Origin of the sequence: Streptomyces sp. 1222.5 (assembly GCF_900105245.1) — a bacterium.
Classification (GTDB): domain Bacteria; phylum Actinomycetota; class Actinomycetes; order Streptomycetales; family Streptomycetaceae; genus Streptomyces; species Streptomyces albidocamelliae.
On record NZ_FNSZ01000001.1, the window covers coordinates 1526956 to 1550723 of the forward strand.

Annotated in this window: 22 protein-coding genes and 1 riboswitch; of the genes, 9 read left to right on the forward strand and 13 right to left on the reverse strand. The window is 74.2% G+C overall.

The genetic code is table 11. The annotated features are described in order from the left end of the window. Window positions 1–60 precede the first annotated feature (60 nt). Window positions 61–1305 (forward strand): cytochrome P450, encoded by a 1245-nt coding sequence (locus BLW57_RS06895; protein WP_093472916.1) that lies wholly within the window; start codon window positions 61–63, stop codon window positions 1303–1305. A gap of 27 nt (window positions 1306–1332) precedes the next feature. Here BLW57_RS06895 and BLW57_RS06900 read toward each other — a convergent pair whose 3' ends face one another. Genes BLW57_RS06900 through BLW57_RS06910 form a run of 3 tightly spaced genes read right to left on the reverse strand, consistent with a single transcriptional unit; the run spans window position 1333 to window position 3874 of the window. Next, entirely contained in the window at window positions 1333–1818 is a 486-nt protein-coding gene (locus tag BLW57_RS06900) for a hypothetical protein (protein WP_176985496.1), read from the reverse strand. Next, window positions 1815–2453 (reverse strand): RNA polymerase sigma factor, encoded by a 639-nt coding sequence (locus tag BLW57_RS06905; RefSeq protein WP_176985497.1) that lies wholly within the window; start codon window positions 2451–2453, stop codon window positions 1815–1817. Before BLW57_RS06905 ends, BLW57_RS06900 begins: the two co-directional genes overlap by 4 nt. After that, the gene (locus tag BLW57_RS06910) at window positions 2450–3874 is read right to left on the reverse strand and encodes a S8/S53 family peptidase (RefSeq protein ID WP_093472921.1); all 1425 of its coding nucleotides are present in this window, start codon (window positions 3872–3874) and stop codon (window positions 2450–2452) included. The genes BLW57_RS06905 and BLW57_RS06910 overlap by 4 nt, the downstream gene beginning before the upstream one ends. A 76-nt stretch (window positions 3875–3950) precedes the next feature. Between BLW57_RS06910 and BLW57_RS06915 the strand changes: the two genes are divergently transcribed. Next, complete coding sequence (locus BLW57_RS06915) at window positions 3951–6563, forward strand: CHAT domain-containing protein (protein ID WP_256339412.1); 2613 nt, start codon at window positions 3951–3953, stop codon at window positions 6561–6563. 35 nt (window positions 6564–6598) lie between these two features. Here the strand turns inward: BLW57_RS06915 and BLW57_RS06920 are convergent, their stop codons facing one another. Then, entirely contained in the window at window positions 6599–8359 is a 1761-nt protein-coding gene (locus BLW57_RS06920; RefSeq protein WP_093472925.1) for a LuxR family transcriptional regulator AbsR2, read from the reverse strand. 95 nt (window positions 8360–8454) lie between these two features. On the opposite strand from BLW57_RS06920, the gene BLW57_RS06925 reads away from it, so the two are divergent. Beyond that, window positions 8455–9540 carry a beta-glucuronidase AbsR1 gene (locus BLW57_RS06925; protein ID WP_093472927.1) on the forward strand — a complete coding sequence of 362 codons (1086 nt, stop codon included), beginning with the start codon at window positions 8455–8457 and terminating at the stop codon, window positions 9538–9540. A gap of 94 nt (window positions 9541–9634) precedes the next feature. Here the strand turns inward: BLW57_RS06925 and BLW57_RS06930 are convergent, their stop codons facing one another. From BLW57_RS06930 to BLW57_RS42165, 9 genes are all read right to left on the reverse strand, one after another. Further along, window positions 9635–11011 (reverse strand): NtaA/DmoA family FMN-dependent monooxygenase, encoded by a 1377-nt coding sequence (locus BLW57_RS06930; RefSeq protein ID WP_093472929.1) that lies wholly within the window; start codon window positions 11009–11011, stop codon window positions 9635–9637. A 26-nt stretch (window positions 11012–11037) separates the two neighbouring features. Continuing rightward, window positions 11038–12246, reverse strand: a complete 1209-nt coding sequence (locus tag BLW57_RS06935) for an LLM class flavin-dependent oxidoreductase (RefSeq protein WP_093472931.1) — start codon at window positions 12244–12246, stop codon at window positions 11038–11040. A gap of 126 nt (window positions 12247–12372) precedes the next feature. Then, entirely contained in the window at window positions 12373–12492 is a 120-nt protein-coding gene (locus tag BLW57_RS43040; RefSeq protein WP_371127777.1) for a putative leader peptide, read from the reverse strand. Between the two features lie 52 nt (window positions 12493–12544). Next, window positions 12545–13297 carry a GNAT family N-acetyltransferase gene (locus BLW57_RS06940; protein ID WP_093472933.1) on the reverse strand — a complete coding sequence of 251 codons (753 nt, stop codon included), beginning with the start codon at window positions 13295–13297 and terminating at the stop codon, window positions 12545–12547. 52 nt (window positions 13298–13349) lie between these two features. Further along, window positions 13350–14369: a transporter substrate-binding domain-containing protein gene (locus BLW57_RS06945; RefSeq protein ID WP_093472935.1), complete on the reverse strand. Its 1020-nt coding sequence runs from the start codon at window positions 14367–14369 to the stop codon at window positions 13350–13352. Window positions 14370–14458: 89 nt separating this feature from the next. Further along, entirely contained in the window at window positions 14459–15250 is a 792-nt protein-coding gene (locus BLW57_RS06950; protein ID WP_093472937.1) for an amino acid ABC transporter ATP-binding protein, read from the reverse strand. Further along, on the reverse strand, window positions 15247–16227 hold the full coding sequence (locus BLW57_RS06955) for an amino acid ABC transporter permease (RefSeq protein WP_093472939.1): 981 nt from the start codon (window positions 16225–16227) through the stop codon (window positions 15247–15249). Before BLW57_RS06955 ends, BLW57_RS06950 begins: the two co-directional genes overlap by 4 nt. A 354-nt stretch (window positions 16228–16581) precedes the next feature. Then, window positions 16582–16692, reverse strand: a riboswitch (SAM riboswitch). Window positions 16693–16769: 77 nt separating this feature from the next. Then, window positions 16770–17657 (reverse strand): glutathione S-transferase C-terminal domain-containing protein, encoded by an 888-nt coding sequence (locus tag BLW57_RS06960; RefSeq protein WP_093472941.1) that lies wholly within the window; start codon window positions 17655–17657, stop codon window positions 16770–16772. 77 nt (window positions 17658–17734) lie between these two features. Further along, entirely contained in the window at window positions 17735–17857 is a 123-nt protein-coding gene (locus tag BLW57_RS42165; RefSeq protein ID WP_256339413.1) for a putative leader peptide, read from the reverse strand. A 162-nt stretch (window positions 17858–18019) separates the two neighbouring features. Here BLW57_RS42165 and BLW57_RS06965 point away from each other — a divergent pair, with 162 nt between their 5' ends. The 6 genes from BLW57_RS06965 to BLW57_RS06990 all read left to right on the forward strand — a co-directional run bounded on the left by BLW57_RS06965 (window position 18020) and on the right by BLW57_RS06990 (window position 23584). Beyond that, window positions 18020–19204 (forward strand): NAD(P)/FAD-dependent oxidoreductase, encoded by a 1185-nt coding sequence (locus BLW57_RS06965; protein WP_093472943.1) that lies wholly within the window; start codon window positions 18020–18022, stop codon window positions 19202–19204. Continuing rightward, the gene (locus BLW57_RS06970) at window positions 19201–19503 is read left to right on the forward strand and encodes a (2Fe-2S)-binding protein (RefSeq protein WP_176985498.1); all 303 of its coding nucleotides are present in this window, start codon (window positions 19201–19203) and stop codon (window positions 19501–19503) included. The genes BLW57_RS06965 and BLW57_RS06970 overlap by 4 nt, the downstream gene beginning before the upstream one ends. Next, the gene (locus BLW57_RS06975; RefSeq protein ID WP_093472945.1) at window positions 19496–20890 is read left to right on the forward strand and encodes an FAD/NAD(P)-dependent oxidoreductase; all 1395 of its coding nucleotides are present in this window, start codon (window positions 19496–19498) and stop codon (window positions 20888–20890) included. Before BLW57_RS06970 ends, BLW57_RS06975 begins: the two co-directional genes overlap by 8 nt. Window positions 20891–20961: 71 nt before the next feature. Then, on the forward strand, window positions 20962–21858 hold the full coding sequence (locus tag BLW57_RS06980) for a dihydrodipicolinate synthase family protein (protein ID WP_093472946.1): 897 nt from the start codon (window positions 20962–20964) through the stop codon (window positions 21856–21858). Window positions 21859–21873: 15 nt separating this feature from the next. Next, on the forward strand, window positions 21874–22875 hold the full coding sequence (locus BLW57_RS06985; RefSeq protein ID WP_093472948.1) for a proline racemase family protein: 1002 nt from the start codon (window positions 21874–21876) through the stop codon (window positions 22873–22875). Window positions 22876–22888: 13 nt separating this feature from the next. Then, complete coding sequence (locus BLW57_RS06990) at window positions 22889–23584, forward strand: GntR family transcriptional regulator (RefSeq protein WP_093472949.1); 696 nt, start codon at window positions 22889–22891, stop codon at window positions 23582–23584. Window positions 23585–23768: the final 184 nt, after the last annotated feature.

Consider the following 23768-nt stretch of genomic DNA (forward strand, 5'->3'; position numbering starts at 1 on the left):
GCCCACCGGCTGGAGTACTCCGGCAGGACTGCGGGCGGGGCCCGGCGCAGGGTGGATGACATGACGACCGTGGAGACCACGCTCACCGGACCGGACCGGGAGCCGGTACCGGCCGCGCCGCCGCCCGTACGGGACTGGCCCGCGTGCGACCTGGACGGGACGGCGTTCGACCCGGTCCTCGCCGGTTTCATGCGCGAGGGCCCGCTGACCCGGATCCGGCTGCCGCACGGCGAGGGCTGGGCGTGGCTGGCGACCCGCTACGAGGACGTCCGGCTGATCACGAACGATCCGCGGTTCGGCCGGGCCGAGGTCACCCGCCGTCAGGTCACCCGGATGGCGCCGAACTTCGCGCCCCGGCCGGGCTCCCTGGCCTGGGCCGACCAGCCCGACCACAACCGGCTGCGCAAGGCCGTCGCCGGCGCCTTCACGGTGAGCGCCGCCAAGCGGCTGCGGCCCCGGGCGCAGGCCGTCCTGGACGAGCTCGTGGACGGCGTGGTCGCGGACGGCCCGCCCACCGACCTGGTCGAGCGGGTGCTGGAGCCGTTCCCGCTCACGGTCGTCAGCGAGGTGATGGGCGTGCCCGCCGCCGACCGGGAGCGGGTGCACGCCTGGACCCGGCAGATCATCTCCACCTCCGGTGGGCCCGAGGCCGCGGGTCAGGCCAAGACCGGCCTGTACGGCTGGATCGCCGCCACCGTGCGGGCCCGGGCCCACAGCACCGACGAGGACGTGTACGCCCTGCTCGGCCGTGCCGTGCTGCGCGGGGAGATCGCCGAGGAGGAGGCCGTCGGACTCGCCGGGCCGTTGCAGATCGGCGGCGAGGCCGTCACCCACAACTGCGGGCAGATGCTGTACCTGATGCTCACCCGGCCGGAGCTGATGGAGCGGATGCGGACGCGCCCCGAGGCACGCGGCCCCCTGCTGGACGAGTTGCTGCGCCACATCCCGCACCGCAGCAGCGTCGGACTCGCCCGGATCGCGCGGGAGGACGTCGAGGTCGCCGGCCGGCTGATCGCCGCGGGCGAGCCGGTCTACGTCTCCTACCTCGCCGCCAACCGCGACCCGGCCGTCTTCCCCGACCCGGAACGTATCGATCCGGACCGGGACCCGAACCCGCACCTGGCGTTCGGCAACGGCCCGCACTACTGCACCGGCGCGGTCCTCGCCCGGCTCCAGACCGAGCTGCTGGTGGACACGCTGCTGGACCGGCTGCCCGGGCTGCGGCTCGCCGTACCGCCGGAGCAGGTGCGGTGGCGGCAGAAGACGATGATCCGGGGACCGCGGACGCTGCCGGTCACGTGGTGAGCGGGTGGGCCGGCCGGGCGCGCCCGGTCAGGCCCGCAGCCACTCCGTGACGATCACCTCCGCGCCCGTGCGCAGCCGCAGGGCGAACGGTCCGGCCGGCGGGGTGTCGCTGGTGAACCGGCCGAGGGTGTCGACCGTGACCCGGGCCGCGGTCTGCGGGCCGCCGAGCACCTCGATGTCCGCCGGCCGCGGCGGCAGCACCTGGCCGATCAGGCCGTCGTCGGTGACCTCCACGTCGACGGTCACCTCCCCCGCGCGGAACGTCAGCATCCGCGGCACGTCCGTGACGCCCCGCACCGGCAGCGCGTCGATGAGCGAGTCGAAGGTCAGCTCGGCGATCCTGGCGTCGAGGTCGTGCAGGGCGTAGGCGTCCACGGCGAGCCGGCGCAGGGCGTCGGGCACCGGGTCCAGGACGACGGCCGCCTGCCGCAGCTCCTCCTCCAGCAGCGCGTCCTCGAACTCCATCTCCCCGGAGCCCTCTTGAGGCGTCCCGTGCCCGTCGTGTCCGGTCATGCCGCACCCCGTGCGTCCATCCGGGCCCGCAGCCGGCGCAGGCAGCGCTGGCGCAGCGGTCCGATACTGCCGACCGCGATTCCGAGCGCGGCCGAGATCTCCACGTAGCTGGGCGGTGGGGAGGCCACCAGCACCCGCAGCAACTGACGGCATCGGTCGCCCAGTTGGTCCAGCTCCTGCCACAGCAGGCGGACCCGTTCGGCCCGGTCCGCCGCCTCCTCGGAGTCGATCAGCGTCTGCTCCGGCGTCCGGTCCTCGCTGGCCCGGTCCAGGAGCAGCGGATCGTCGGTCACGGTCAGCCGGGCCAGTCCCTTGAGTACCTTCAGGCACTCGTGGCGGGCCGTACTGGCCAGCCAGGAACCGGCCTTGTCGGGTTCCCGGATCCGGCCCAGGTGCTGGGCGAAGCGGAACCACACGGTCTGGTAGACCTCGTGCCCGTCGGCGTCCGAGAGCCGGTGCGCGCGCACCACCGACCACACCAGCGGGCTCAGCCCTTCCACCAGCGCCTTCCAGGCCGCGGCGTCCCCGTCGACGGCGGACCGGACCAGTGCGCCGACCTCTGTTCGGTCCACGGCTCCACCCCTCGTGTACGGGAGGTCATCGTACGCCGTGGAACGCAGGGTTCCGGCCGTCATGCGGGCAGGGCGGGGGCCGGGGACGCGAGGGGGTGCCAGGTGGACGGGCGGAGGGCCGGGACGTGCGCCCCGCGCACGTCGACCCGGTCGGTGGTGTCCGCGAGCAGCCGGGCGCCCGCGGTGCGCGGGTCTCGCTGCCCGCGCGCCGTCATGAGGGCCGCGACCAGGCCGGCGACGACGGGGGTCGCGAAGGAGGTGCCGCTCCACTGCGCGAGGCCCTCGAACATCACCTGGTCCGGCTTGCCCCCGGTGTTCTCCCGTCCTTCGCTCAACACGCCGGTGTGGCGCGGGAACTGGCAGGTGCAGGCGTAGCCGTGGCCGTAGCGGCAGGTGTCGTAGGTCGAGTGCTGGTAGAGGTACGGGACGGGGGTGTCGAAGCCGGTGAGGGCGCTGGTCAGGCGCTCCCCGGGGGCGTAGGCGCGCACCCAGGGCCCGTGGTTGCTGAAGCACGCCTCGGCCGCGCCGTCCGCGCGCAGGGCCCCGACCGACAGCACACTGTCCGCGTACTCGGGCAGGGAGGCGTAGGCGGCGGGCCAGAACGGGGTGGCGCTGCCGTTGTTGCCGGCGGCGGCGACCAGCAGCGTGTGCCGCTCGCGCAGTTCCCGCATGAAGGCGTCCAGTCCGATCAGTCCGTCGGTGCCCTCGGTGGGCGTACCCGCGGAGAGGCTGATGACATCGGGCCAGCCGTCCCGGTCCACCGCCTCGAAGAGCTTGTGCCCGAACTCGGACTCCAGGACGGCACCCGCGTCGTTCAGGGTGCCCAGGACGGTGATGTCGGTGTTGGGCGCGACCGCCGCGAGGACGCCGGCGATGAACGTGCCGTGGCCGACGTACTGGTGGAGCACGCCGTCGCCGTCGGTCTCGGTCAGCTGGGGGTCGCCCGTGGTGTGGGCGAGGAGCGGGTAGGCGCGGTGGTCGTGCACGAGGCCGGTGTCGATCACCAGGACGCGTACGGCGGTCTCCGGGTCGTGGACGCCGTCCGCGGCACCGGGGTTGGCGGGATCGGAGCGCGGGACGGGCACGGGTTCGTCGCCGGGGCAGGCGTTGACCGCGATGTGCACCACGTGGTTGCGGCTGACCAGCCGGCGGCCCCCGCGGTCCTCCGCCTCGCGCAGGGCGCGCAGGGCATGCGGCACGGGGTCGTCGCCCTCGGCCGGGTCGCCCACCCGGATGCGGGTGACTCCGGTGCGGTTGGCCTCCGGGCCGGTACGGCGCACGTGCTCGGGCAACAGGCCCCGGGTCTCGGTGAAGTGGGCGCGCACGGTGTCCTCGACGATCCGGGCCTCCTCGCCGTCCCGGGCGAGGACGACACCCTTCTCGTAGAGGTAGTGGGCGTCCTCGTCCGGGCCCAGGGCCAGCCGTACGCCGGGCATCGAGCGCTGGATGTGGTCGAACTGCTCGTGGAAACGCTGTGGTGCCATGCCGTGTCCTCCCCCTCGAGGCGGTGTCCGACAGTGAGAGTCGCGGGGCCGCCGATTGATACAGCAGGCCACTACCATGCGAGGCGTGACGGCGGGAAGCGAGTCGGTCCTCGAACTGCTGCCCCTGGTGTTCGCCGACCCGGGCGAGGCCAGGGCGCGCGCCGAGCGGGTGCTGGACACCGCCGCGCCACCGCTGCACGCCAGCGTCGCCCATCAGGTACTGGGCATCTGGCAGCGGGACTTCGGCGACCTGCGCATCGCGCTGCGACATCTGCGGCGGGCCCGGGACCTGGCCGCGCGCGCGGAGTCGGCCGACCGGGAGGCCGATGTGCTCGCGACGCTGGGGGTCGCACTGGTGCACGCGGGGCGCACGCGACAGGGGCTCGCGTCCTTCGAGCGGGGTGTCGCACGCGGCACCGGGCACACCCGGGCCCGGGTGCTGTTCCGGCGGGCGTACGTGTGGTGGGTGCTGGGGCACCACCGGGAGGCGCTGGAGGACGTACGGCGGGCCCTGCCCGTGCTGCGCCAGCTCGGCGACGACATCTGGACCGCGCGGGCGCTGACCCTGCGGGCGACCGTGCATCTGGCGCTCGGCGCGGTGGACCGGGCGGCCGCGGACTTCACGGCGGCGGAGCGGCTGTGGGACACCACCGGCCAGGAGCACGACAAGGCCGACGCCGTGGAGAGCCGGGGGCTCGCCGCGTTCCGGTCCGGGGACATCCCGGCGGCGCTGCGGCTGCTGGACGAGGCCGAGGAGCGGTACGCGAAACTCGGTACGCCCACCTACATGCTGTCCGAGCGGCGCTGCGAGGTGCTGATGGCGGCGGGCCTCGCGCCGGAGGCGCTGGCCGAGGCGGACGCGGCGACGGCGTTGCTGGACCGGATCGGCGGCCAGTCCACCCGCAAGGCCGAGCTGCTGCTCGCCGCGGCCCGGGCCGCCCGGTCGGCCGGGGACGCGCACACCGCGATAGCGCGCGCCGCCGTCGCCGTACGGCTGTTCGCGGCACAGCGGCGGATGTGGTGGGAGACCCATGCGCGGCTGGTGCTGATCGAGGCGCGGGTGGCGGCCGGGCGCCGGTCGGGGCGCATGGTCGCGGACGCGGCGGCGGTCGCCGAGCGGCTGGCCTCCTTCGGCTCGCCCGCCGCGCCCGAGGCGTCCCTGCTGGCGGGCCGGATCGCGCTGGCGCTCGGCTGGACGGAGGACGCGGAACGGCACCTGTCGGTGGCCGCGCGCAGCCGGCACGGCGGTCCGCCGACGGCTCGGGTGACCGGCTGGGCGGCGCAGGCACTCAGGGCGCGGGCGGCCGGTTCCCGGCGGGGGGTGCTGGAGGCCTGCCGGCGCGGCCTGGACGTGCTCGACGACCACCGGATGACGCTGGGCGCCTCGGAGCTGCGGGCCCACGCGACCGCGCAGGGCGCCGAACTCGCCGCGCTCGCACAGGAGATGGGTCTCGCCCAGGGTGATCCGCGGCGGCTGCTGGTGTGGAGCGAGCGCTGGCGGGCGACCGTGCTGTCGGCGCCGCCGACCCGGCCGCCCGCGGATCCGGCGCTGCTGAGCGGTCTGACGGCGTACCGGGAGATCGCCGCCCGCGCGGAGGGCGCCCGGATGGACGGCCGTCCGGTGCCCGCGCTGGAGCGTGAACAGCGGCGCCTGGAGCGGGAGATCCGCTCCCGCACCCGTCACATGCGCGGGGCCGCGCCGGGCAGCGGGGACCGTTTCGACGTGGCTCGGCTGCTGGACCGGCTCGATGACGCCCGGCTGGTGGAACTGGCCGTGGTGGACGGCCGGGTGCACGTCCTGCTGTGCGGGCAGGGCAGGGTACGGCGGTTCGACGGCGGTCCGCTGGCGGAGGCGGTCGCCGAGGCCGAGTACGTGCAGGCCGGGCTGCGGCGGCTCGCGCACCCCGGGGCGGACGCGCGGCTCCCTCTCGTGGAGGCGGCGGGAACGCGCCTCCAGGAACTGCTGCTGGGCGGGGCCGCGGCGCACCTCGGGCCGGGGCCCGTGGTGATCGTGCCGCCGGGGGCTCTGCACCGCGTGCCGTGGGCGCTGCTGCCCGCGCTGCGGGACCGGGTGCTCAGCGTGTCCCCGTCGGCCGGCAGCTGGCTGCGCGCCCGGGAGACGGAGCCGCCGCCGGACGGCCGGGCGGTGCTGGTGCGCGGCCCGGGTCTCGCGACCGGTGGTGCCGAGGTGGTGGAGCTGGCGGACCGGTACGGCGGGGCGACGGTGCTGGAGGGCGACGCGGCGCAGGTGCCGCGGGTGCTGGCGGAACTCGACGGCGCGGGTCTCGCGCACCTTGCGGCGCACGGCACCTTCCGCGCGGACAGTCCCCTGTTCTCCGCGCTGCGCATGGCCGACGGTCCGCTGATCGTGCACGACTTCGAGCGCCTCGCGCGCAGCCCCTACCGGATCATCCTCTCCAGTTGCGACACGGCCCGTCTGGCCTCGGTCGGCGCGGACGAACTCCTCGGCCTGGTCACCGCGTTGCTGCCGCTCGGCACGGCCGGGGTGGTGGCGAGCAGCGCGCCGGTCAACGACGCGGCGGTGGTGCCGCTGATGCTCGCCCTGCACAAGGGCCTCGGAGCGGGCCTGTCCCTGGCCGAGGCCCTGCGCGACGCCCGCGCCGCCCTCCCTGGCGACGCGGTCCACCAGGCGACGGGCTGGGCCTTCGCCGCGTTCGGCGCGGCGTGAGGGTTCTCCGGTGCCGCGTGCGAGATCACTGACGCCTACGCCGACTTGGCGGCCGGCGCGTCCACCAGCCAGGGCAGCGCCCCCCGGTCCCCCGAACCGAGCCGCGTGTACGCGCCGTACAGATGGTTCCCCACGGTCCGCACGGACAGGGTCAGCCGCTCCGCGATCTCCCGGTTGCTCAGCCCCGCGGCGGCGAGGGTGACGATCTGGCGCTGCCGTACGGTGAGTTCACCGAGGGCGAGTCCGGACAGCGCCGGCGTGCGGGCGCCCTCGCAGCGGCGGGCGAGCGCGACCGCACGCGTGCGCGAGAGCCGGGCGGCGCTCGGATCGCGATGCGCCCGCACGGCCTGCGCGTACGCCTCCGCCGCGAACAGCAGGAACCCGCGTTCCCGCAGCGCCCCGGCGGCCCGGTCCAGCGCGGCCCCGTCACCGCGGGCGAGCGCTTCGGCGTGCCGGGCGAGGACACTGCCGGCCGGCAACCGCCCGGCGGCCGACCCGGTTTCACCGAGGCGTACGGCCTCGTACGGCCCGTACACGTCGCTCTCGCCCGGGTCGCAGGTTCCGCTCCGGCCACCGCCCTCGGCCACCGTGTCCGTCAGCTCCTGTTCGGCCAGGCGCAGTTCCTCGAGACAGCCGGCATCGTCCGGCGTCAGGCGCAGCCCCTCGCGGGCCCAGGCCGCCGCCTCCCGCACCGCCCCGCCCAGACGCGCGTACCGGGCCCGTACGGCGGCGTACCCGGCCGGGAGCCGGGCACCCTCCGCCACCAGCCACTCCCCCACCGGCGCGGGCACCGGCCGGACGTCCAGCTCCCGGATCCGCCGTACGAGCGTGTGCTGTTCGGCGTCGAGGGCGCTGCCGTACCCGTCCGCACCGCGGGACAGCCGGCGGGCCCGGAGCCGGCCGGCCATGGCACGCAGGGCCGGCCCGTGCAGGGGGTGGGCGAGCGTGACGGCGCCGTCGTCGCCGGCCTCGATCAGGGCGTCCGCCTCCAGTCGTTCGAGGACGTCCAGGTCGAGGTCGTCCAAGGGCAGCGGCAGGGGTTCGGCGAAGGCGAGGCGTTCCAGGGTGTCGAGGTCGCCGGGTCCGGGGCGCTCCAGGACCGGGGCCAGGCACTCGCGCACGGCCTGGGTGACCGGCAGCGCGCCCCGCCAGGCCCGCTCACCGGTGCCCGGCACGGGGACCAGCCGTCCGGCGGTGTCGAGCGCGGTCACCAGGTCGCGCAGCAGGCGCAGATCGCCCCGGCACACGCGGTGCAGCCGGCCCACTGTGAGGGGTTCCAGTCCGGTGCCGGCCAGCAGCCTGGCGGTGTCCTCGCGGGGCAGCGGGGCGAGGGCCAGCCGGGGCAGCAGCTCCCCGGTCCACAGCCGGGACACCGCGGCCGGTGCCGCCGTATCGTCGACGGCGGCCACGACCAGCCGGGTGCGCCCGTGCACGGCGAGCTGGTGGACGACGGCGGCGGAGGCCTCGTCGAGCAGGTGGGCGTCGTCCACGACGAGCAGCCGTACGCCGGACAGGAGCTGGACCGCGCGGTGCGGGGAGACGGTGTCGGGCAGCAGGTGCGCGAACGCGGCGAAGGGCAGTTCCCGTGCCTCGGGGGTGCCGGTGACCCGGAGGTGGTCCGTGCCCCGCAGCGCCTCCTCGATCAGCCGGGTCTTGCCGTGGCCGGGCGGCCCGGTCACCACGATGCCGTGCCGTCCGCCCGCCGACGCCCCGCGCACCAGCTCCAGTTCGTCCTCGCGGCCGGTGAACGGCCAGGGCGTCTCGGGCGTCCGCGCGTCCTGCTCGAAAGTCCTCACCTCATCAGGAGCGCCCGTACTCGGTTCTGATACAGGGGGACTTGAGTAGCCCCCGACTCAGGCGCCCGGTACCGGTGGGCGGGCAGTCTTTCGGCATGACCCGACGCCTCTGCTCGCTACCGCGGCAGCCGGCCCCGTCCTTCGCGGCGGGGCTGACGGCCGAGCGGCTGGGCGCGCTGCTCGCCGGGCGGCGGATGTGGGTCAACGGCACGGTCCTGCACTACTGCTTCCTCGACACCGCTGCCGACGCCTCGGTGATCCCGGTTCCCGGGACCGCTGAACTGCGCCGGGTGCCGTGGGGCGGTGGTGCGGGGCAGCGGGACGTGGTGCGCGAGTGCTTCCGCGAGTGGCAGGGCCTCGGTATCGGCGTGACCTTCGCCGAGGTCGGCGACCGGCGGGAGGCGGAACTGCGGATCGGCTTCCAGGCCGGTGCGGGTTCCTGGTCGGCGGTGGGGCGGGGGGCCCTGTCGGTCGGCCGTGGCGAGCGCACCATGAACCTCGGCTGGGACGTGACCGCGCCGGGGGAACGCGGGACCGTCCTGCACCAGATCGGGCACGCGCTCGGTCTGGTGCACGAGCACCAGAGCCCGTTCGCCGGGCTCCACTGGGACGACGAGGCCGTGTACGCCGAGCTGGCGGGTCCGCCGAACTTCTGGAGCCGGCAGACGACGTACGCGAACGTGCTGCGGACGCTGGACGCCGGCGAGGCGAGCGGCTCGGTGTGGGACCCGCAGTCGGTCATGGCGCTGCCCTTCGGGCCGGGGCTCGTGCTGGAGCCGGAGCAGTACCGAGGGGGGCTGCGTCCGTCCGGCACACCGTCGCCGGCCGACAAGGAGCTGGTGCTGCGCTGGTACCCGCCAGCGGACCCGGCCGGCCCGGCCCCGCTGGTGCCGTTCCGGTCGGTGCCGCTGGGTCTCGGCCCGGCGGGGCAGGCCGACTTCGTCGTCGAACCGCCGGAGACCCGCGACTACACCGTGGGCACCTTCGGCGACGCCGACACCGTGCTCGTGGTCTTCGAGGAGCGTGACGGGGAAGCGCGCTATCTCGCGGGGCACGACGACGGCGGCGGCCCGGACAACGCCGTTGTCGGGGTACGGCTCGTCAGGGGCCGCCGCTACTTCGTCCGGGTCCGCCTGTACTCCGGCTGGGGTGCGGGAGAGACCGCGGTCATGTGCTGGTGAGGGGGGGACCAGGGTCCGGCGCCGGGGGAACGGTCGCGGACGTCACCCACGGGGGAGGTGACGTCCGCGGCCACGCCGTCGTGCGGGACGTGCGTCAGGACGCGAGCCGGCCGGCCGGGGAGCCCGTGTCCGGGTGGTCCAGGCCCAGGTGGTCGCGGAGGGTCGTGCCCGCGTAGTCGGTGCGGAAGACACCCTGCTCCTGGAGCAGCGGGACCACCTTGTCGGCGAACGGGTCGAGGCCGCCCGGGGTGATGTGCGGGACAAGGATGAAGCCGTCGGAGGCGTCGGCCTGCACGAAGTCGTTGATGCTCCGCGCGACGGTCTCCGGGGCGCCGACGAACGTCTGGCGGTTGCCCGTGTTGATGACCAGATCGCGGATCGACCACTTGTTGGCCTCGGCGAGCTGCCGCCACTCGCGGGCGACGGCGATCGGGTCGCGGTACATCCGCACCTGGGCGCGGCCCCGGGAGATGTGCTCCTCGCCCACCACCGGATCGACGTCGGGCAGCGGGCCCTCCGGGTCGTACGACGACAGGTCCCGGTTCCAGACGAACTCCAGGTGCTTGATGGCGGTGGCCCCGCTGACCTGCTGCCGGCGCACCTCGCGGGCGAGTTCGGCGGCCTCCTGGTCGGTGTCGCCGAGGACGAAGGTCGCTGCTGGCAGGATCAGCAGCTGGTCGGGGCGGCGCCCGTACCTGGCGAGGCGGGACTTGACGTCCGTGTAGAAGGCCTGGCCCTCCTTCAGCGTGGCGTACCGGCTGAAGATCGCGTCCGCGTCGGAGGCGGCGAACTCGCGGCCCTCGTCCGAGTCGCCGGCCTGGAAGATCACCGGACGGCCCTGCGGGGAGCGCGGGACGTTGAACCGGCCGTGGATGTCGAAGTGCTGCCCCTGGTGCACGAACGCGCCGGCCTTGGCGTCCCGCAGGAAGGTGCCGGTGGCCCGGTCCGCGAGGATCTCGTCGCCGTGCCAGGAGTCGAAGAGCTCCTGGGCGGTGGTGAGGAACTCCTTGGCGCGGGAGTAGCGCTCGTCCTGCGGCAGGAATCCGCCGCGGCGGAAGTTCTCGCCGGTGAAGGCGTCCCAGGACGTGACGACGTTCCACGCGGAGCGGCCGTCGGAGAGATGGTCGAGGCTTGCGAACTGGCGGGCCACCTCGTACGGCTCGTTGAACGTGGAGTTGATGGTGCCGGTCAGGCCGAGCCGGTCGGTGACGGCGGCCAGCGCGGCCAGCACGGTGAAGGTGTCGGGGCGGCCGACGACGTCCAGGTCGTAGATGCTGCCCCCCTGTTCGCGCAGGCGCAGGCCCTCGGCGAGGAACAGGAAGTCGAACTTGGCGCGTTCGGCGGTGCGGGCGAAGCGCACGAAGGAGTCGAACTCGATGTGGCTGCCGGCGGCCGGGTCGCTCCACACGGTGGTGTTGTTGACGCCCGGGAAGTGCGCGGCCAGGTGTATCTGCTTCAGCGGCTTGCTCATGGGGTGGGGTGGTCCTCTCCGGCCGCTCAGGCCGATGCGGCTGCGTAGCGGTTGGCGGGGCGGGCGAGGCCGAGGAGGCCGCGCAGGGTGCCGGCCTCGTAGGCGTCGCGGAAGCGGTCGCGGCGCTGGAGTTCGGGCACCAGGTCCCGGCTGATCCGGGGCAGGTCGTGGCCGGCGACGGCGGGCCGCAGACGGAAGCCGGTCAGCCCCGCCGACGCCAGCTCCTCCAGCAGGTCGGCCAGCTGGGCGGCGGTGCCGGTGAAGATCCGGGCGTCGCTGGTGTACGGCTCGCCCGCGAGGGTGTCCAGGCGCTCCCGGCGGCCCTGCGCCTCCGCCCGGGTGTCGTCGAGGAACACGACGAGGTCACCGAAGACGTGCAGGGTCTCCCCGGCCCGGCCCGCGGCCTCCTGCTCGGCACGGATCTCCGTGACGATCGCACGGGCCTGGTCCGTGTCGTGCGGGGTGACGTAGCCGACGTCGGCCTGCCGGGCCACCAGCCGGTACGGGACGGTCTGGTGCGCGAGGGCGGTGACCAGCGGCTGGCCCTGCGGTGGCCGGGGTGTGATGGAGGGGCCCTTCACACTGAAGAAGCGGCCCTGGAAGTCGATGTAGTGCAGCTTGTCCCGGTCGATGAACCGGCCGGTGGCGGCGTCGCGGATCTCGGCGTCGTCCTCCCAGCTGTCCCAGAGCCGGCGCACGGCCTCCACGTGGTCGGTGGCCTCCTCGAACAGCGCGGCGACCTGGTCCCGGGCGGCCGGGCTGTCGTAGGCGTCGACGGGCTCGATCGTGCGGCGGCCGAAGTGGGCGGCCTCGTCGGGGCGGGCGGTGATCTGCACCCGCAGGCCGGCGCGTCCGGTGCTGACGTAGTCCAGGGTGGCGATCGCCTTGGAGATGTGGAACGGCTCGGTGTGCGTGGCCACGACGGTCGGGACGAGACCTATGTGCCGGGTGAGCGGGGCGACGCGGGAGGCGACGAGGACCGCGTCGAGCCGGCCCCGCACCTGGTCGGTGCGGTCGTCCGGCTGGAGGAAGCGCGAGGACTGCGGGCCGAGGCCGTCCTCGATGGTGACGAAGTCGAGCAGGCCGCGTTCGGCCTCGGCGACCAGGTCGGCCCAGTAGCCGGCGGTGAACAGGTCCCGGGGGCGGGCGACCGGTTCGCGCCAGGACGCCGGATGCCAGCCGGTGCCGTCCAGGGCGACGGCGAGATGCAGCGGGGAAGCGGGAGTTGAGGACACGTCGGTGCCTTCCTTGATGTCCGTACGACAGGGCCGGCTCACCGGGCGGGCGTCGGCGACGGCGAGCGCGGCGGCAGGAGACCCGGGCGCGGTGCCGGGGAGAGAAGGGAGGAGAAGGAGAGGAGGTCAGCGGCGACAGAGTGCGGCGGACACGCGCTGGAGGTCTATGTGCGGCCGGGAGTGCAGACGCACGGAGCGGTACGGGTGCGCAACGCAGGGCGGGAGTACGCGGGTCACGGCCGTCACCTCCGTCCGTCGGGCGCGGCGGGCCTGGTCGGCGACCGCCGGGCGGATCCCGTCACGAGTACAACGCCCGGCCGGCGCCGGGTGTTCCCGGTGTGCGGACCCGGACGATCCGTGAGCGGCGGCGGAACGTGAACCCGATCGACTCGTAGAGCCGGATCGCCCGGCGGTTGTCCGCGGCCGCGTGCAGGAACGGGGTGTCCCCGCGGTCCCGGATGCCCGCGGCGACCGCGCGCACCAGCCGGGTGGCCAGGCCCCGGGTGCGGTGCCCGGGGTCGGTGCAGACGGCGCTGATCTCCGTCCAGCCGGGGAGCCGCAGCCGCTCCCCCGCGAGGGCGATCAGCCGGCCCTCGTACCGGATGCCGCGGTAGGACCCCATGTCGACGGTCCGGTTCAGGAACGGGCCGGGGCGGCTCCGGGCGACCAGGTCGAGGATCTCGGGGACGTCCGCGGGTCCCAGCCGTACCGCCTCCGGGTCGGGTGCGGCCCGCAGGGCGGTGTCGACGAGCTGGACCCCCTCCCCGCCGCCGACGACCTCCCACCCGTCCGGAACCCGCTCGACGGGCTTGATCCGTACGGTGGTTCCGGGACCGGCCAGCGTGTGCAGGTCGGTCCAGGCGGCCGGGTCGGCGGGGTCGGCGAGGGCGGCGAAGTCGTAGGTCCCGGGCAGGTAGCGGGCGGCGCGGCCCACGCGTTCGGCGAGGTGGGCGTGCGGGCCGTCGAGAGCGGCCCAGACCGCGTTGTCGAGGACGGCCGTGCCGGCCGGGGCGGGGGCTCCGCCCGCGCGGAGGTCGGTCGTTGGGGCCACGGAGGCGGAGTCCCTTCTCGGCTCGGTGTCACTGGTCGGGACGGCTGGACCGTCAGGAGTTGTCCAGCGGCAGGCCGGGCGGGTTGACCTCCGACTTGGCCACGGCCTCGTTGGAGAGGTTGTAGGCGGCCAGCCACTTGGCGTACTGCCCGTGCTCGATGAGGTAGTTGATGGCGTCGGCGAGCGGCTCGGCGAGACCGCTGTCCTTCTTGGCGGTCGCGGCGATCAGTCCCTGGAGCGTCTCACCGGCCCCGGAGAAAGTGCCCGCGTTGCGGGTGGGGTTGGGCGTGTCGGCGGTCTGCCGGGCCCGGTAGGCGACGCTGGGGTTCGGGCCGAAGAAGGCGTCGATCTTGCCGCTGCCGAGCGCCAGGTTGATGGAGTTCTGGTCGGGGAAGTACTTGACGGTGAGCTTCTTGCCCTCCTTGGCCAGCTTGGCCTTCCACTCCAGGAGGATCTTCTCCTGGTTGGTGCCGGAGCCCACGGAGACCGTCTTGTCCGCGAGGCTCTTGTAGTCGCCGTCGAACTTCCAGGTGTTCTTCTTCAGTACCTCGAAGGCCAGGTTGTCCTGACGGTAGGAGGCGAACTCGTACTTCTTCTTGCGCTCCTCGGTGTCGGTCACGTTGGAGAAGGCCACGTCGACCTTGCCGCTGTCGACGCCGACGAAGAGGTTCTCCCAGGTGGAGTTCCTGATCTCGGGCTTGAGGCCGAGAACGGCGGCCACCAGGCGGCCGAAGTCGGGCTCGGAGCCGGTGAGCGTCTTCTGGTCGCTGCCCACGAAGTTCAGGGGCGCGGACCCCGACGGCAGGGCCCCGACGCCGATGACGAGCTTGCCGCTCCTGCGGACGGCGGCAGGCAGTTCGGCGCTGATCGACTTCACCTCGGAGACCTTCAGTTCGGTCTCCTCGGCGGCTCCGTTGGACAGCTGCCCCACGGTGACCGTTCCGGTGGTCTCGGTCCGGGCGGCCGCCTCGCTGTCGCCCCCGCAGGCGGTGAGCCCGGTGGCGAGGGTGGCGACGGCGGTCGCCGCGGTGATGCCGCGTGTCAGGCTGCGTCGGGAGATGTGGCTGGGCATGGCGTGGCTGTCCTTGTCTCGCTGTCGAGGGAAGTGAGGTGGTGCGGTGGTGCCGTGGGGGGGGCGTGGGTACGCCGCCGGGGGGCGGGTCAGAGCACCCTGGCGAGGAAGTTCCGGGTCCGTTCGTGCCGCGGCCGGTCCAGCACCTTCTCGGGCGGGCCCTGTTCGACGATCCGGCCGCCGTCGATGAAGACGACCCGGTCGGCGATCTCGCGGGCGAAACCGATCTCGTGGGTGACGATGACGAGCGTGGTGCCGCTGGTCGCCAGGTCCTTGATGACGGCCAGTACCTCGCCGACGAGTTCGGGGTCGAGCGCCGAGGTCGGTTCGTCGAAGAGGATGACCCCGGGGCGCAGGGCGAGGGCGCGGGCGATGGCGACGCGCTGCTGCTGCCCGCCGGACAGCTGGCGCGGGTAGGCGCCGGTCCGGTCGCCGAGCCCCACCCGTTCGAGGAGTTCCCGGGCGAGCTCCCGGGCTGCCGGCCTGGTCAGCCTGCCGGTGGCGGCGGGGGCCGCGGCGACGTTGTCGAGGACCGTCAGGTGCGGAAAGAGGTTGAAGTTCTGGAAGACGAAACCGATCCGGCTGCGCTGCGCCAGGATGGCGCGTTCGCCGAGCTCCTTCAGGTGCTCCCCCTGACGCTTCACGCCGATCGGCTCGCCGCCGACGCTGACGTGGCCGATCTCGGGCTTCTCCAAGTGGTTCATGACCCTGAGCAGGGTCGACTTGCCGGAGCCGGACGGGCCGAGGATCACGGTGACCTCGCCGGGGCGGATGGACAGGTCGATGCCGTCGAGGACGCGGTGGGTGCCGTACCACTTGTGGACGTCGTGCACCTCCAGCGCGGCGGGGGCGGCCTCCTCGAAGGCGGGTGCGCTCGTCATACGGCGGCCTCCCTGCGCAGCCGGGCCCGCAGGTCGGTGAGTCCGGCCAGGGCCTTCTGGACCGGGGTCGGCGGCAGGGTGCGCGTGGCACCGCGGGCGTAGTACCGCTCGACGTAGAACTGGACGACGGACACGGCGCTGGTCAGGATCAGGTACCAGACGGTGGCGACCAGCAGCAGCGGCACGATGTCGCCGGGGTAGGTGTTGCCCATCGACTGCACGGACCCGAACAGGTCGAGCAGGGACACGTAGAACACCAGGGACGTGCTCTTGACGAGGCCGATGAGCTGGTTGACGTAGTTCGGTGTGATGGACCTGAGGGCCTGCGGGAAGACGATCCTGCGGAACCGGTAGCCCCTGGGCAGTCCGAGCGCGGCGGCCGCCTCGTGCTGTCCCTGGTCGACGGAGAGCAGGCCGCCGCGTACCACCTCGGCCGCGTACGCCGCCTCGTTGAGACTGAGCCCCACGACGGCGATCGCCAGGTCGGTGGCCAGCTTCGACTCGTCGAAGGTGACGAAGGCGGGGCCGAACGGCACGCCGAGGCTCAACGTCCGGTACAGGGCGCTGAAGTTGTACAGGAAGATCAGCACCACGATCAGCGGGATCGAGCGGAACAGCCAGGTGTACGTCCAGCTGACGGCGCGCAGCACCGGGCTTCCGGACACTCTGGCGAGCGCCAGCAGGATGCCGCCGGCCAGTCCCAGTACGGCGCTGAGCGCGGCGACTTCGAGGGTGACACCGAGGCCGTCCAGCACGGTCGGGCGCAGGAACCAGTAGCGGAATCGGTCCCACTGGTAGAAGGGGTTCGTCACCAGTCCGTGCAGGATCTGCGCGACCAGCACGAGGACGATCGCGGTGAGGATCCAGCGGCCGGGGCGGCGCAGCGGCTGAACGTGCTGCGCGGTGCGTTGTTTTGACGGTGTGTCGGACGGTGGCGCCTCGGCGAGAGAGAGGGCGGCGCCTGGGGGTTCGCTCATGGCGGGCTCCGGCTGGGGGTCGGACGGCCCCGGACGGCGCGGCGGGCGGGTGTGCGGCACCACGGCACTGGGGCACGGGAGGGCACACGGGTACGCGCGGGACCGGGAACCGGGCGGGCGACGGCACACCGGACGGACGGTGTGCCCGGGGAACGCGGGGGGCCGAGAAGCGGGAGGTCAGCCCGGACAGCGGGCAGAGCCCGGTGCGGTACACAGTGCGCTGCTGACGCGGAGCAGATCGACGGCGCGGTCGGCGACCAGGAGCTGGGCGGACGGTACGCAGCCCTGGGGGCGGCTCGGGGCCGTCCTGGGGCTTGCGTACATGGCGTCACCTGTCACTGTCCGGGCCCGTGGGCCTCGCGCTTACCGAGAACGTCGTCCGGTCCGGTCGTCACCTGGGGCACCCCACCGCGGTGCGAGGGTTGCCGGTCAGCGAGCCAGGGCTTGGCGCTGACGCTCGTGACCGTTCTGAGCGGAAAGTAAGGCAGTCGGCCGCGGGAATGTCAACGGCCGTCCGCGAAGTGGACGCCGGACGCCCTTCCTCACCTGCGGGAAACGTCCGGCGCGTCGGCCGCGTGACCGGCCCAGTCCAGGATCTGGACGGCCGCCCCGGCCGCCTCCAGGCCCTGGCAACGGCCGTGGTGGCGGCGGGAGATGCCGTCGAGGTCGACGTGCCGGCCGAAGGCGTGACGGGCGGCCAGGCGGCGGGCGTAGGCCCACAGGGCGTGGTGGCCCGTGATCCGGTGGACCGCGGAGGCGTCGAGGTGGCAGCGGTGCACGGTGTCGAGCTGGACCAGGGTCACCCACAGCTCGACGTCGGCCGCGGTGAGCCGGTCGCCGACCAGGTACTCCGCGTCGAGCAGCCGCCGCTCCAGCCGGCCGAGGGTGCCGAGCAGGACCTCCAGGGCGGCGGCCCGTTCCGCCGGATCCGTTCCGGCCCGTCCGGCACTCTGGGCGGCCCCCTCGATGCCCTCGGTGCACATCCGCTCGACGGCCTCGATCACGGACTCCGTTCCGCACGGGTACAGACAGGTGCCGCCGTCGTACGCGAAGCGGTCGAGGTCGCGCAGGATGTCGCGGGCGTGGGTGCTGACGATGCGTCCGGACCAGTCGTCACTGAGCACGGGCGCGAGGGCGGGGCCGCTGTAGTGGTGGGCGCTCGCCTCGTACAGCGGCAGCAGCGCCGCGTGGCCGCCGTCGGGACGGTCGGGGACCGCGGGCAGCGGGGTGACGGGACAACTGCCGTCCAGGGCCAGGAGGCTGTGGCCGACGGCGAGGCGCAGCCCGTCGGGACAGGCGGTCGAGAGATGGAGCCGGTAGCGGTGCGGCACGGCGTAGTGGCCGCTGCGGGCGTCCCGGCCGATCCGGCCGCGGAAGGCGGGGGCGCTGCGGTGGACGTCCGGGACGGCGGCGAGCGGACTGGTGGACATGCGTCTCCCCTGGTCGTTGGGCGTGCGGAAGGGCGCACCGGCGGGCGCCTCGTGCGGTGCGGGCGAGGGGGCCCGGCTCAGTGCCGGCCGCTGATGGCGCTGCAGACGCGCAGCAGATCGATGTGCAGGCGGGAGGTGAGCAGGGGGGCGCGGAACGGCGTTCGGCCTGCTCGGCCGGTGACCGTCTCGAGGCGCGCCATGTTTTCCTACCTGTTCACTAGGATTCCCTCCCTGGAGTGTCGATCCGGCTCCGTACGACGTCAAGGGGGCGTCCACGCCTGGGACTCCGGGCGGGTCGACACGGCGGCCGGGAAGGGACGCGGGGACTCCTCAGCGAGAGAGACATGTGACATAGTACTGACGTGGCAAAGCGACTGACCTGCGATGTCGTGGTCGTCGGAGCCGGAATGGTGGGCGCGGCCTGTGCGCTGTACGCCGCACGCGCCGGCCTCGACGTTCGAGTGGTGGACCGGGGCCCGGTGGCCGGCGGCACCACCGGCGCCGGCGAGGGCAACCTGCTCGTCTCCGACAAGGAACCTGGGCCGGAGCTCGAACTGGCCCTGCTGTCCGCCGGGTTGTGGGCCGAGCTGGCGGAGGAGCTGGGCCGGGCGATCGAGTACGAGCCGAAGGGCGGCCTGGTGGTCGCCTCGACGCCGGACGCCCTGTCGGCGCTGGCCGGCTTCGCCGGGGGCCAGCGTGCCGCCGGCGTCACGGCCGAGCCGGTCGGACCGGATGAACTGCTGCCCCTGGAGCCTCACTTGGCCCCCGGTCTGGCGGGCGGAGTGCGCTACCCGCAGGACGCCCAGGTGATGCCCGCACTGGCCGCCGCCCACCTGCTGCGCGCCTCCGGTGCCGCCGTGCACACCGGCCACACGGTGACCGGTGTGCTCCGCGCGGCGGAGGGACCGGTGCGCGGCGTCCGCACCGACCGGGGCGACATCCACGCGTCGGCGGTGGTCAACGCGGCCGGCACCTGGGGCGGCGACCTCGCCTCGCTCGCGGGCGTCCGGCTGCCGGTGCTCCCCCGGCGCGGCTTCGTCCTGGTCACCGAGCCGCTGCCGCGGATGGTGCGGCACAAGGTGTACGCCGCCGACTACGTGGCCGACGTGGCCAGCGACTCGGCGGCCCTGCGCGCCTCACCGGTGGTGGAGGGCACGGCCGCGGGACCCGTCCTGATCGGCGCCACCCGCGAACGGGTCGGCTTCGACCGCTCGTTGTCGCTCCCCGCCGTGCGGGCGCTCGCGGCCGGGGCGATCGGGCTGTTCCCCTTCCTGGAACGGGTGCACGCCCAGCGGACGTACGCGGGCTTCCGGCCGTACCTGCCCGACCACCTCCCGGCGATCGGACCGGATCCCCGGGCGCCCGGACTGTTCCACGCCTGCGGGCACGAGGGCGCCGGCATCGGACTGGCCCCCGGTACCGGGCAGTTGATCGCCCACGCGCTCACCGGCAGGGCGACCGGACAGGACATCGCACCGTTCCGGCCGGAGCGGTTCGAGGACGACGCGTTCGAGGACGAGTTCGACGACGGAGGCGAGGCCCGGTGAATCCGATGGAGCTGACCCGGGCACGGCCGGGCGAGGCCTTCACCGTGACGTTCGACGGACGGCCACTGCCGGCGCTGCCGGGCCAGACGATCGCGGCGGCGCTGTGGTCGGCGGGTGTGACGGCCTGGCGCCGCACGCGGGGCACCAGAGCGCCGCGCGGGGTGTTCTGCGGGATCGGCGTGTGCTTCGACTGCCTGGTCACCGTAGACGGCCGCCCGAACAGGCGGGCCTGTCTGGTGCCCGTGCGCCCGGGACAGCTGATCCGCAGCCAGGAGGGGACGGGCCACGACGATGACTGAACACCCTCGTCTCGCCGTGATCGGCGCCGGTCCGGCCGGGCTCGCCGCGGCCCTGGCGGCGGCCGCCCGGGGCGTCCGCGTGACCCTCCTGGACGCCGCCGACCAGGCGGGCGGCCAGTTCTACCGGCAGCCCGCCCCGGCTCTCGGCGCCCGCCGGCCGCAGGCCCTGCACCACCAGTGGCGCACCTGGGAGCGGCTGCGGAACGGTCTCGACCGGCACCGAGCCGCGGGACGTGTCACCCACCTGACGGATCATCACGTGTGGTGCGTGCGGCGCGGCTCCGGTCCGGCGCCGATCACCGTGCACGCGCTGCTGGGCCCGGATCAGGACGAGGGGATCACCGTCCGCGCCGACGCCGTCCTGCTCGCCACCGGAAGCTGTGAACGCGTGCTGCCGTTCCCCGGCTGGACACTGCCCGGGGTCGTCACGGCGGGCGGCGCGCAGGCCATGCTCAAGGGCGGCCTGGTGCTGCCCGGCCGGACGGCGGTCGTCGCCGGAACCGGCCCGCTGCTGCTCCCCGTGGCCACCGGGCTCGCCGCGGCGGGCGCCCGCGTGGCCGCGCTGGCCGAGTCCGCCGGCCCCGGGGCCCTGCTGCGCCGGGCGCCCGCCCTGGCCGCACAGCCCGCGAAGCTCGCCGAGGGCGCCGGCTACGCGGCCCGGCTGCTGCTGCACGGCGTGCGGGTGCTGCCCCGGCACACGGTGGTCGAGGCGCACGGCACCGGCCGGCTGGCGGCGGTCACCGTGGCCGCGCTCGGCCGGGACGGGCGGACCAGGCCGGGCAGTGCTCGGCACATCCCCTGCGACACCCTCGCCGTCGGTCACGGCCTGCTGCCGCACACCGACCTCGCGGAGACCCTCGGCTGCACCCTGGCCGGCACGGACGTACGGGTCGACGACGAGCAGCGCACCGACGTGCCCGGCGTCTGGGCCGCCGGTGAGACCACCGGCGTCGGCGGAGCGGCCCTGGCGCTCGCCGAGGGCCATGTCGCCGGCCGCTCGGTCGCGGCCCGGCTGCACGGCACGGTCCCCGACCCGCGCCGCTGGGCCGCCGCCCGGGCCAGGAGCCGGCTGCGGTCGTTCGCCGCCGCCCTCGACGCGGTGTACGCGCCGCCGGCGGGCTGGGCCGGGGAGGTCCCGGACGACACGGTCGTGTGCCGCTGCGAGGAGGTCACCGCCGGGGAGGTCCGTACGGCCGCGGAGACGCTCGGCGCCTCGGACCCGCGCACCGTGAAGCTGCTGACCCGGGCCGGAATGGGCTGGTGCCAGGGCCGGATGTGCGCGCCCGCGGTGGCCGCCCTCACCGGCTGCCCGCTCACGCCGGGACGCCGGCCGTTCGCGCGGCCGGTACCGCTCGGCGTCCTGGCCGCACTGCCCGACCCGGACTGACACCCCGGCCGTCGCAGGAACGACCCCGACCCTCAGTGGTATGTCACACCCTACGAAATGGGAGACGACGCATGACGCAGACCCGGCACCGCCCCTGGCACGGCATCCTCGTGGCCACCGCGCTCCCCCTGCGCGACGACCTCTCCGTCGACCACGACCGCTACGCCGAGCACTGCGCCTGGCTGGTCGCCAACGGCTGCGACGGCGTCGTACCGAACGGCTCGCTCGGCGAGTACCAGGTGCTCACCCCGGAGGAACGCGCCCGGGTGGTTGAGACCGCCGTGGCCGCGATCGGCGGTGACCGGGTGATGCCGGGCGTCGCCGCTTACGGCTCCGCCGAGGCCCGCCGCTGGGCCGAGCAGGCCGCCGAGGCCGGATGCGCGTCGGTGATGCTGCTGCCGCCCAACGCCTACCGGGCCGACGAGCGGTCCGTGCTCGCCCACTACGCGGAGGTCGCCCGGACGGGCCTGCCGGTGGTGGCGTACAACAATCCGGTCGACACCAAGGTCGACCTGGTGCCCGAACTCCTCGCCCGGCTGCACGCCGAGGGGCACGTCCACGCGGTCAAGGAGTTCTCGGGCGACGTCCGCCGGGCCTACCGCATCGCCGAACTCGCCCCGGAACTCGACCTGCTGGTCGGCGCCGACGACGTCCTGCTGGAGCTGGCCGTGGCGGGCGCCAAGGGCTGGGTGGCCGGCTACCCCAACGCGCTCCCCCGCGCCTCGGCGGAGCTGTACCGTGCCGCGGTGTCCGGTGACCTGACCACCGCGCTCCCCCTCTTCCGGCAGCTGCACCCGCTGCTGCGCTGGGACTCGCGGGTGGAGTTCGTGCAGGCGATCAAACTGTCCATGGACGTCGTCGGGCGGTACGGCGGCCCGGTGCGCCCGCCGCGCGTACCGTTGGCGCCGGAGCAGCAGGCCGCGGTCCGGGCGGCCACCGAGAAGGCCGTCGCCGCGGGGCTCGTCTGACAAGGAGACCGGTCAGTGCGCAGCACACTCGTCCTGCACGCCGTCGACTCGCACACCGAGGGCATGCCGACCCGCGTGATCACCGGCGGGATCGGCACCGTACCCGGTGCGACGATGAACGAGCGACGGCTGTACTTCCGTGAACACCGCGACCAAGTCAAGCGGTTGCTGATGAACGAGCCGCGCGGCCACTCCGCGATGAGCGGCGCGATCCTCCAGCCGCCGAGCCGCCCCGACTGCGACTGGGGCGTGATCTACATCGAGGTCTCCGGCTATCTGCCGATGTGCGGGCACGGCACGATCGGGGTGGCCACCGTGCTGGTGGAGACCGGCATGGTGGACGTGGTGGAGCCGGTGACCACCATCCGGCTCGACACCCCGGCGGGGGTGGTGGTGGCCGAGGTGACCGTTCAGGACGGCGCCGCGCGGGACGTGACCCTGCGGAACGTGCCGTCGTACGCCGTCGCCCTGGACCGCGAGATCACCCTGCCCGACGGCCGCACGGTCACCTACGACCTCGCGTACGGCGGCAACTTCTACGCGATCCTCCCCCTCGACGCCTTCGGGCTGCCCTTCGACCGCTCCCGCAAGGACGACATCCTCGCCGCCGGCCTGTCCCTGATGAGCGCCGTCAACGCGGAGGCGGAACCGGTGCACCCCGAGGACCCCTCCATCCGCGGCTGCCACCACGTCCACCTCCTGGCCCCCGGCGCCACCGCCCGGCACTCCCGCCACGCGATGGCCATCCATCCGGGCTGGTTCGACCGCTCCCCGTGCGGTACGGGGACCAGCGCGCGCATGGCGCAGCTGCACGCGCGCGGTGAACTCCCCCTGCACACCGAGTTCGTGAACGAGTCGTTCATCGGCACGCACTTCACCGGGCGGCTGCTCGGCACGACGGAGGTGGCCGGGATCCCGGCCGTGCTGCCCAGCTTCACCGGCCGCGCGTGGATCACCGGCACCGCCCAGTACCTGCTGGATCCCACCGACCCCTTCCCCGAGGGGTTCGTCCTCTAGACTCACCCCGGTGATGCGTGACATGGCACAGGATGCGACGGCCGCCGACCTGCCCGCGCTCCCCCGGCTCGGCGGCCGGCGGAGCAGCTTTCGCGAGCGGGTGGCCGACGCGCTGCGCGCCGCACTGGTCGCGGGCGAGCTGCGGCCCGGCGAGGTCTACTCGGCGCCGTCGCTCGCCGCCCGCTTCGGCGTCTCCGCGACGCCGGTGCGGGAGGCGATGCTGGACCTGGCCAAGGAGGGCCTGGTCGACACCGTGCCCAACAAGGGCTTCAGGGTCACCGCCGTCTCCGACCGGCAGCTCGACGAGTACACGCACATCCGCGCGCTGATCGAGATCCCCACCGTGGTCGAGCTCGCGCGCACGGCGGACCGCGTCTCCCTGGAGGCCCTGCGGCCCGCGGCCCGGGAGATCGTCACCGCCGCCGTGGCGGGCGACCTGATCGCCTACGTCGAGGCGGACACCCGCTTCCACCTCGGTCTGCTGGCGCTCGCGGGCAACGCCCACCTCGTGGAGGTCGTCGCCGACCTGCGCAAACGATCACGTCTGTACGGGCTCACCGCACTGGTGGAGGCGGGCCGGCTGCTGGCCTCCGCCGAGGAGCACCTGGAACTCCTCGACGCGCTGCTGGAGCGCGACGGGAAGGCCGTGCGCGAGGTCATGACCCGGCACCTGGGACATGTCCGCGGCCTCTGGGCGTCGGCCGACTGATCCCCGGCGCGGTCCTTTCCGTCCGCCGGACATCTCACGGCGCCGAGGCCGCCGTACGACGCTATTTGCGTGATCCGGCGGTCCCGACGGGACAAGGAACGGCGATTTTGCGCCAGATCGGGGCATCCCCGACCATTGGCTGGTCCCGGCGATCCCGGGAACGTCAGTTCCATGAGAGGCGCAC

Excerpts from the sequence above, each read along its gene's own strand:
- BLW57_RS06975 (WP_093472945.1), top strand. The coding sequence starts at position 19,496 with ATGACTGAACACCCTCGTCTCGCCGTGATCGGCGCCGGTCCGGCCGGG.
- BLW57_RS06955 (WP_093472939.1), bottom strand. The coding sequence starts at position 16,227 with ATGAGCGAACCCCCAGGCGCCGCCCTCTCTCTCGCCGAGGCGCCACCG.
- BLW57_RS06960 (WP_093472941.1), bottom strand. The coding sequence starts at position 17,657 with ATGTCCACCAGTCCGCTCGCCGCCGTCCCGGACGTCCACCGCAGCGCC.
- BLW57_RS06900 (WP_176985496.1), bottom strand. The coding sequence starts at position 1,818 with ATGACCGGACACGACGGGCACGGGACGCCTCAAGAGGGCTCCGGGGAG.
- BLW57_RS06905 (WP_176985497.1), bottom strand. The coding sequence starts at position 2,453 with ATGACGGCCGGAACCCTGCGTTCCACGGCGTACGATGACCTCCCGTAC.
- BLW57_RS06895 (WP_093472916.1), top strand. The coding sequence starts at position 61 with ATGACGACCGTGGAGACCACGCTCACCGGACCGGACCGGGAGCCGGTA.
- BLW57_RS06945 (WP_093472935.1), bottom strand. The coding sequence starts at position 14,369 with ATGCCCAGCCACATCTCCCGACGCAGCCTGACACGCGGCATCACCGCG.
- BLW57_RS42165 (WP_256339413.1), bottom strand. The coding sequence starts at position 17,857 with ATGGCGCGCCTCGAGACGGTCACCGGCCGAGCAGGCCGAACGCCGTTC.
- BLW57_RS06925 (WP_093472927.1), top strand. The coding sequence starts at position 8,455 with ATGACCCGACGCCTCTGCTCGCTACCGCGGCAGCCGGCCCCGTCCTTC.
- BLW57_RS06915 (WP_256339412.1), top strand. The coding sequence starts at position 3,951 with ATGCGAGGCGTGACGGCGGGAAGCGAGTCGGTCCTCGAACTGCTGCCC.
- BLW57_RS06950 (WP_093472937.1), bottom strand. The coding sequence starts at position 15,250 with ATGACGAGCGCACCCGCCTTCGAGGAGGCCGCCCCCGCCGCGCTGGAG.
- BLW57_RS06990 (WP_093472949.1), top strand. The coding sequence starts at position 22,889 with ATGCGTGACATGGCACAGGATGCGACGGCCGCCGACCTGCCCGCGCTC.
- BLW57_RS06910 (WP_093472921.1), bottom strand. The coding sequence starts at position 3,874 with ATGGCACCACAGCGTTTCCACGAGCAGTTCGACCACATCCAGCGCTCG.
- BLW57_RS06930 (WP_093472929.1), bottom strand. The coding sequence starts at position 11,011 with ATGAGCAAGCCGCTGAAGCAGATACACCTGGCCGCGCACTTCCCGGGC.
- BLW57_RS06980 (WP_093472946.1), top strand. The coding sequence starts at position 20,962 with ATGACGCAGACCCGGCACCGCCCCTGGCACGGCATCCTCGTGGCCACC.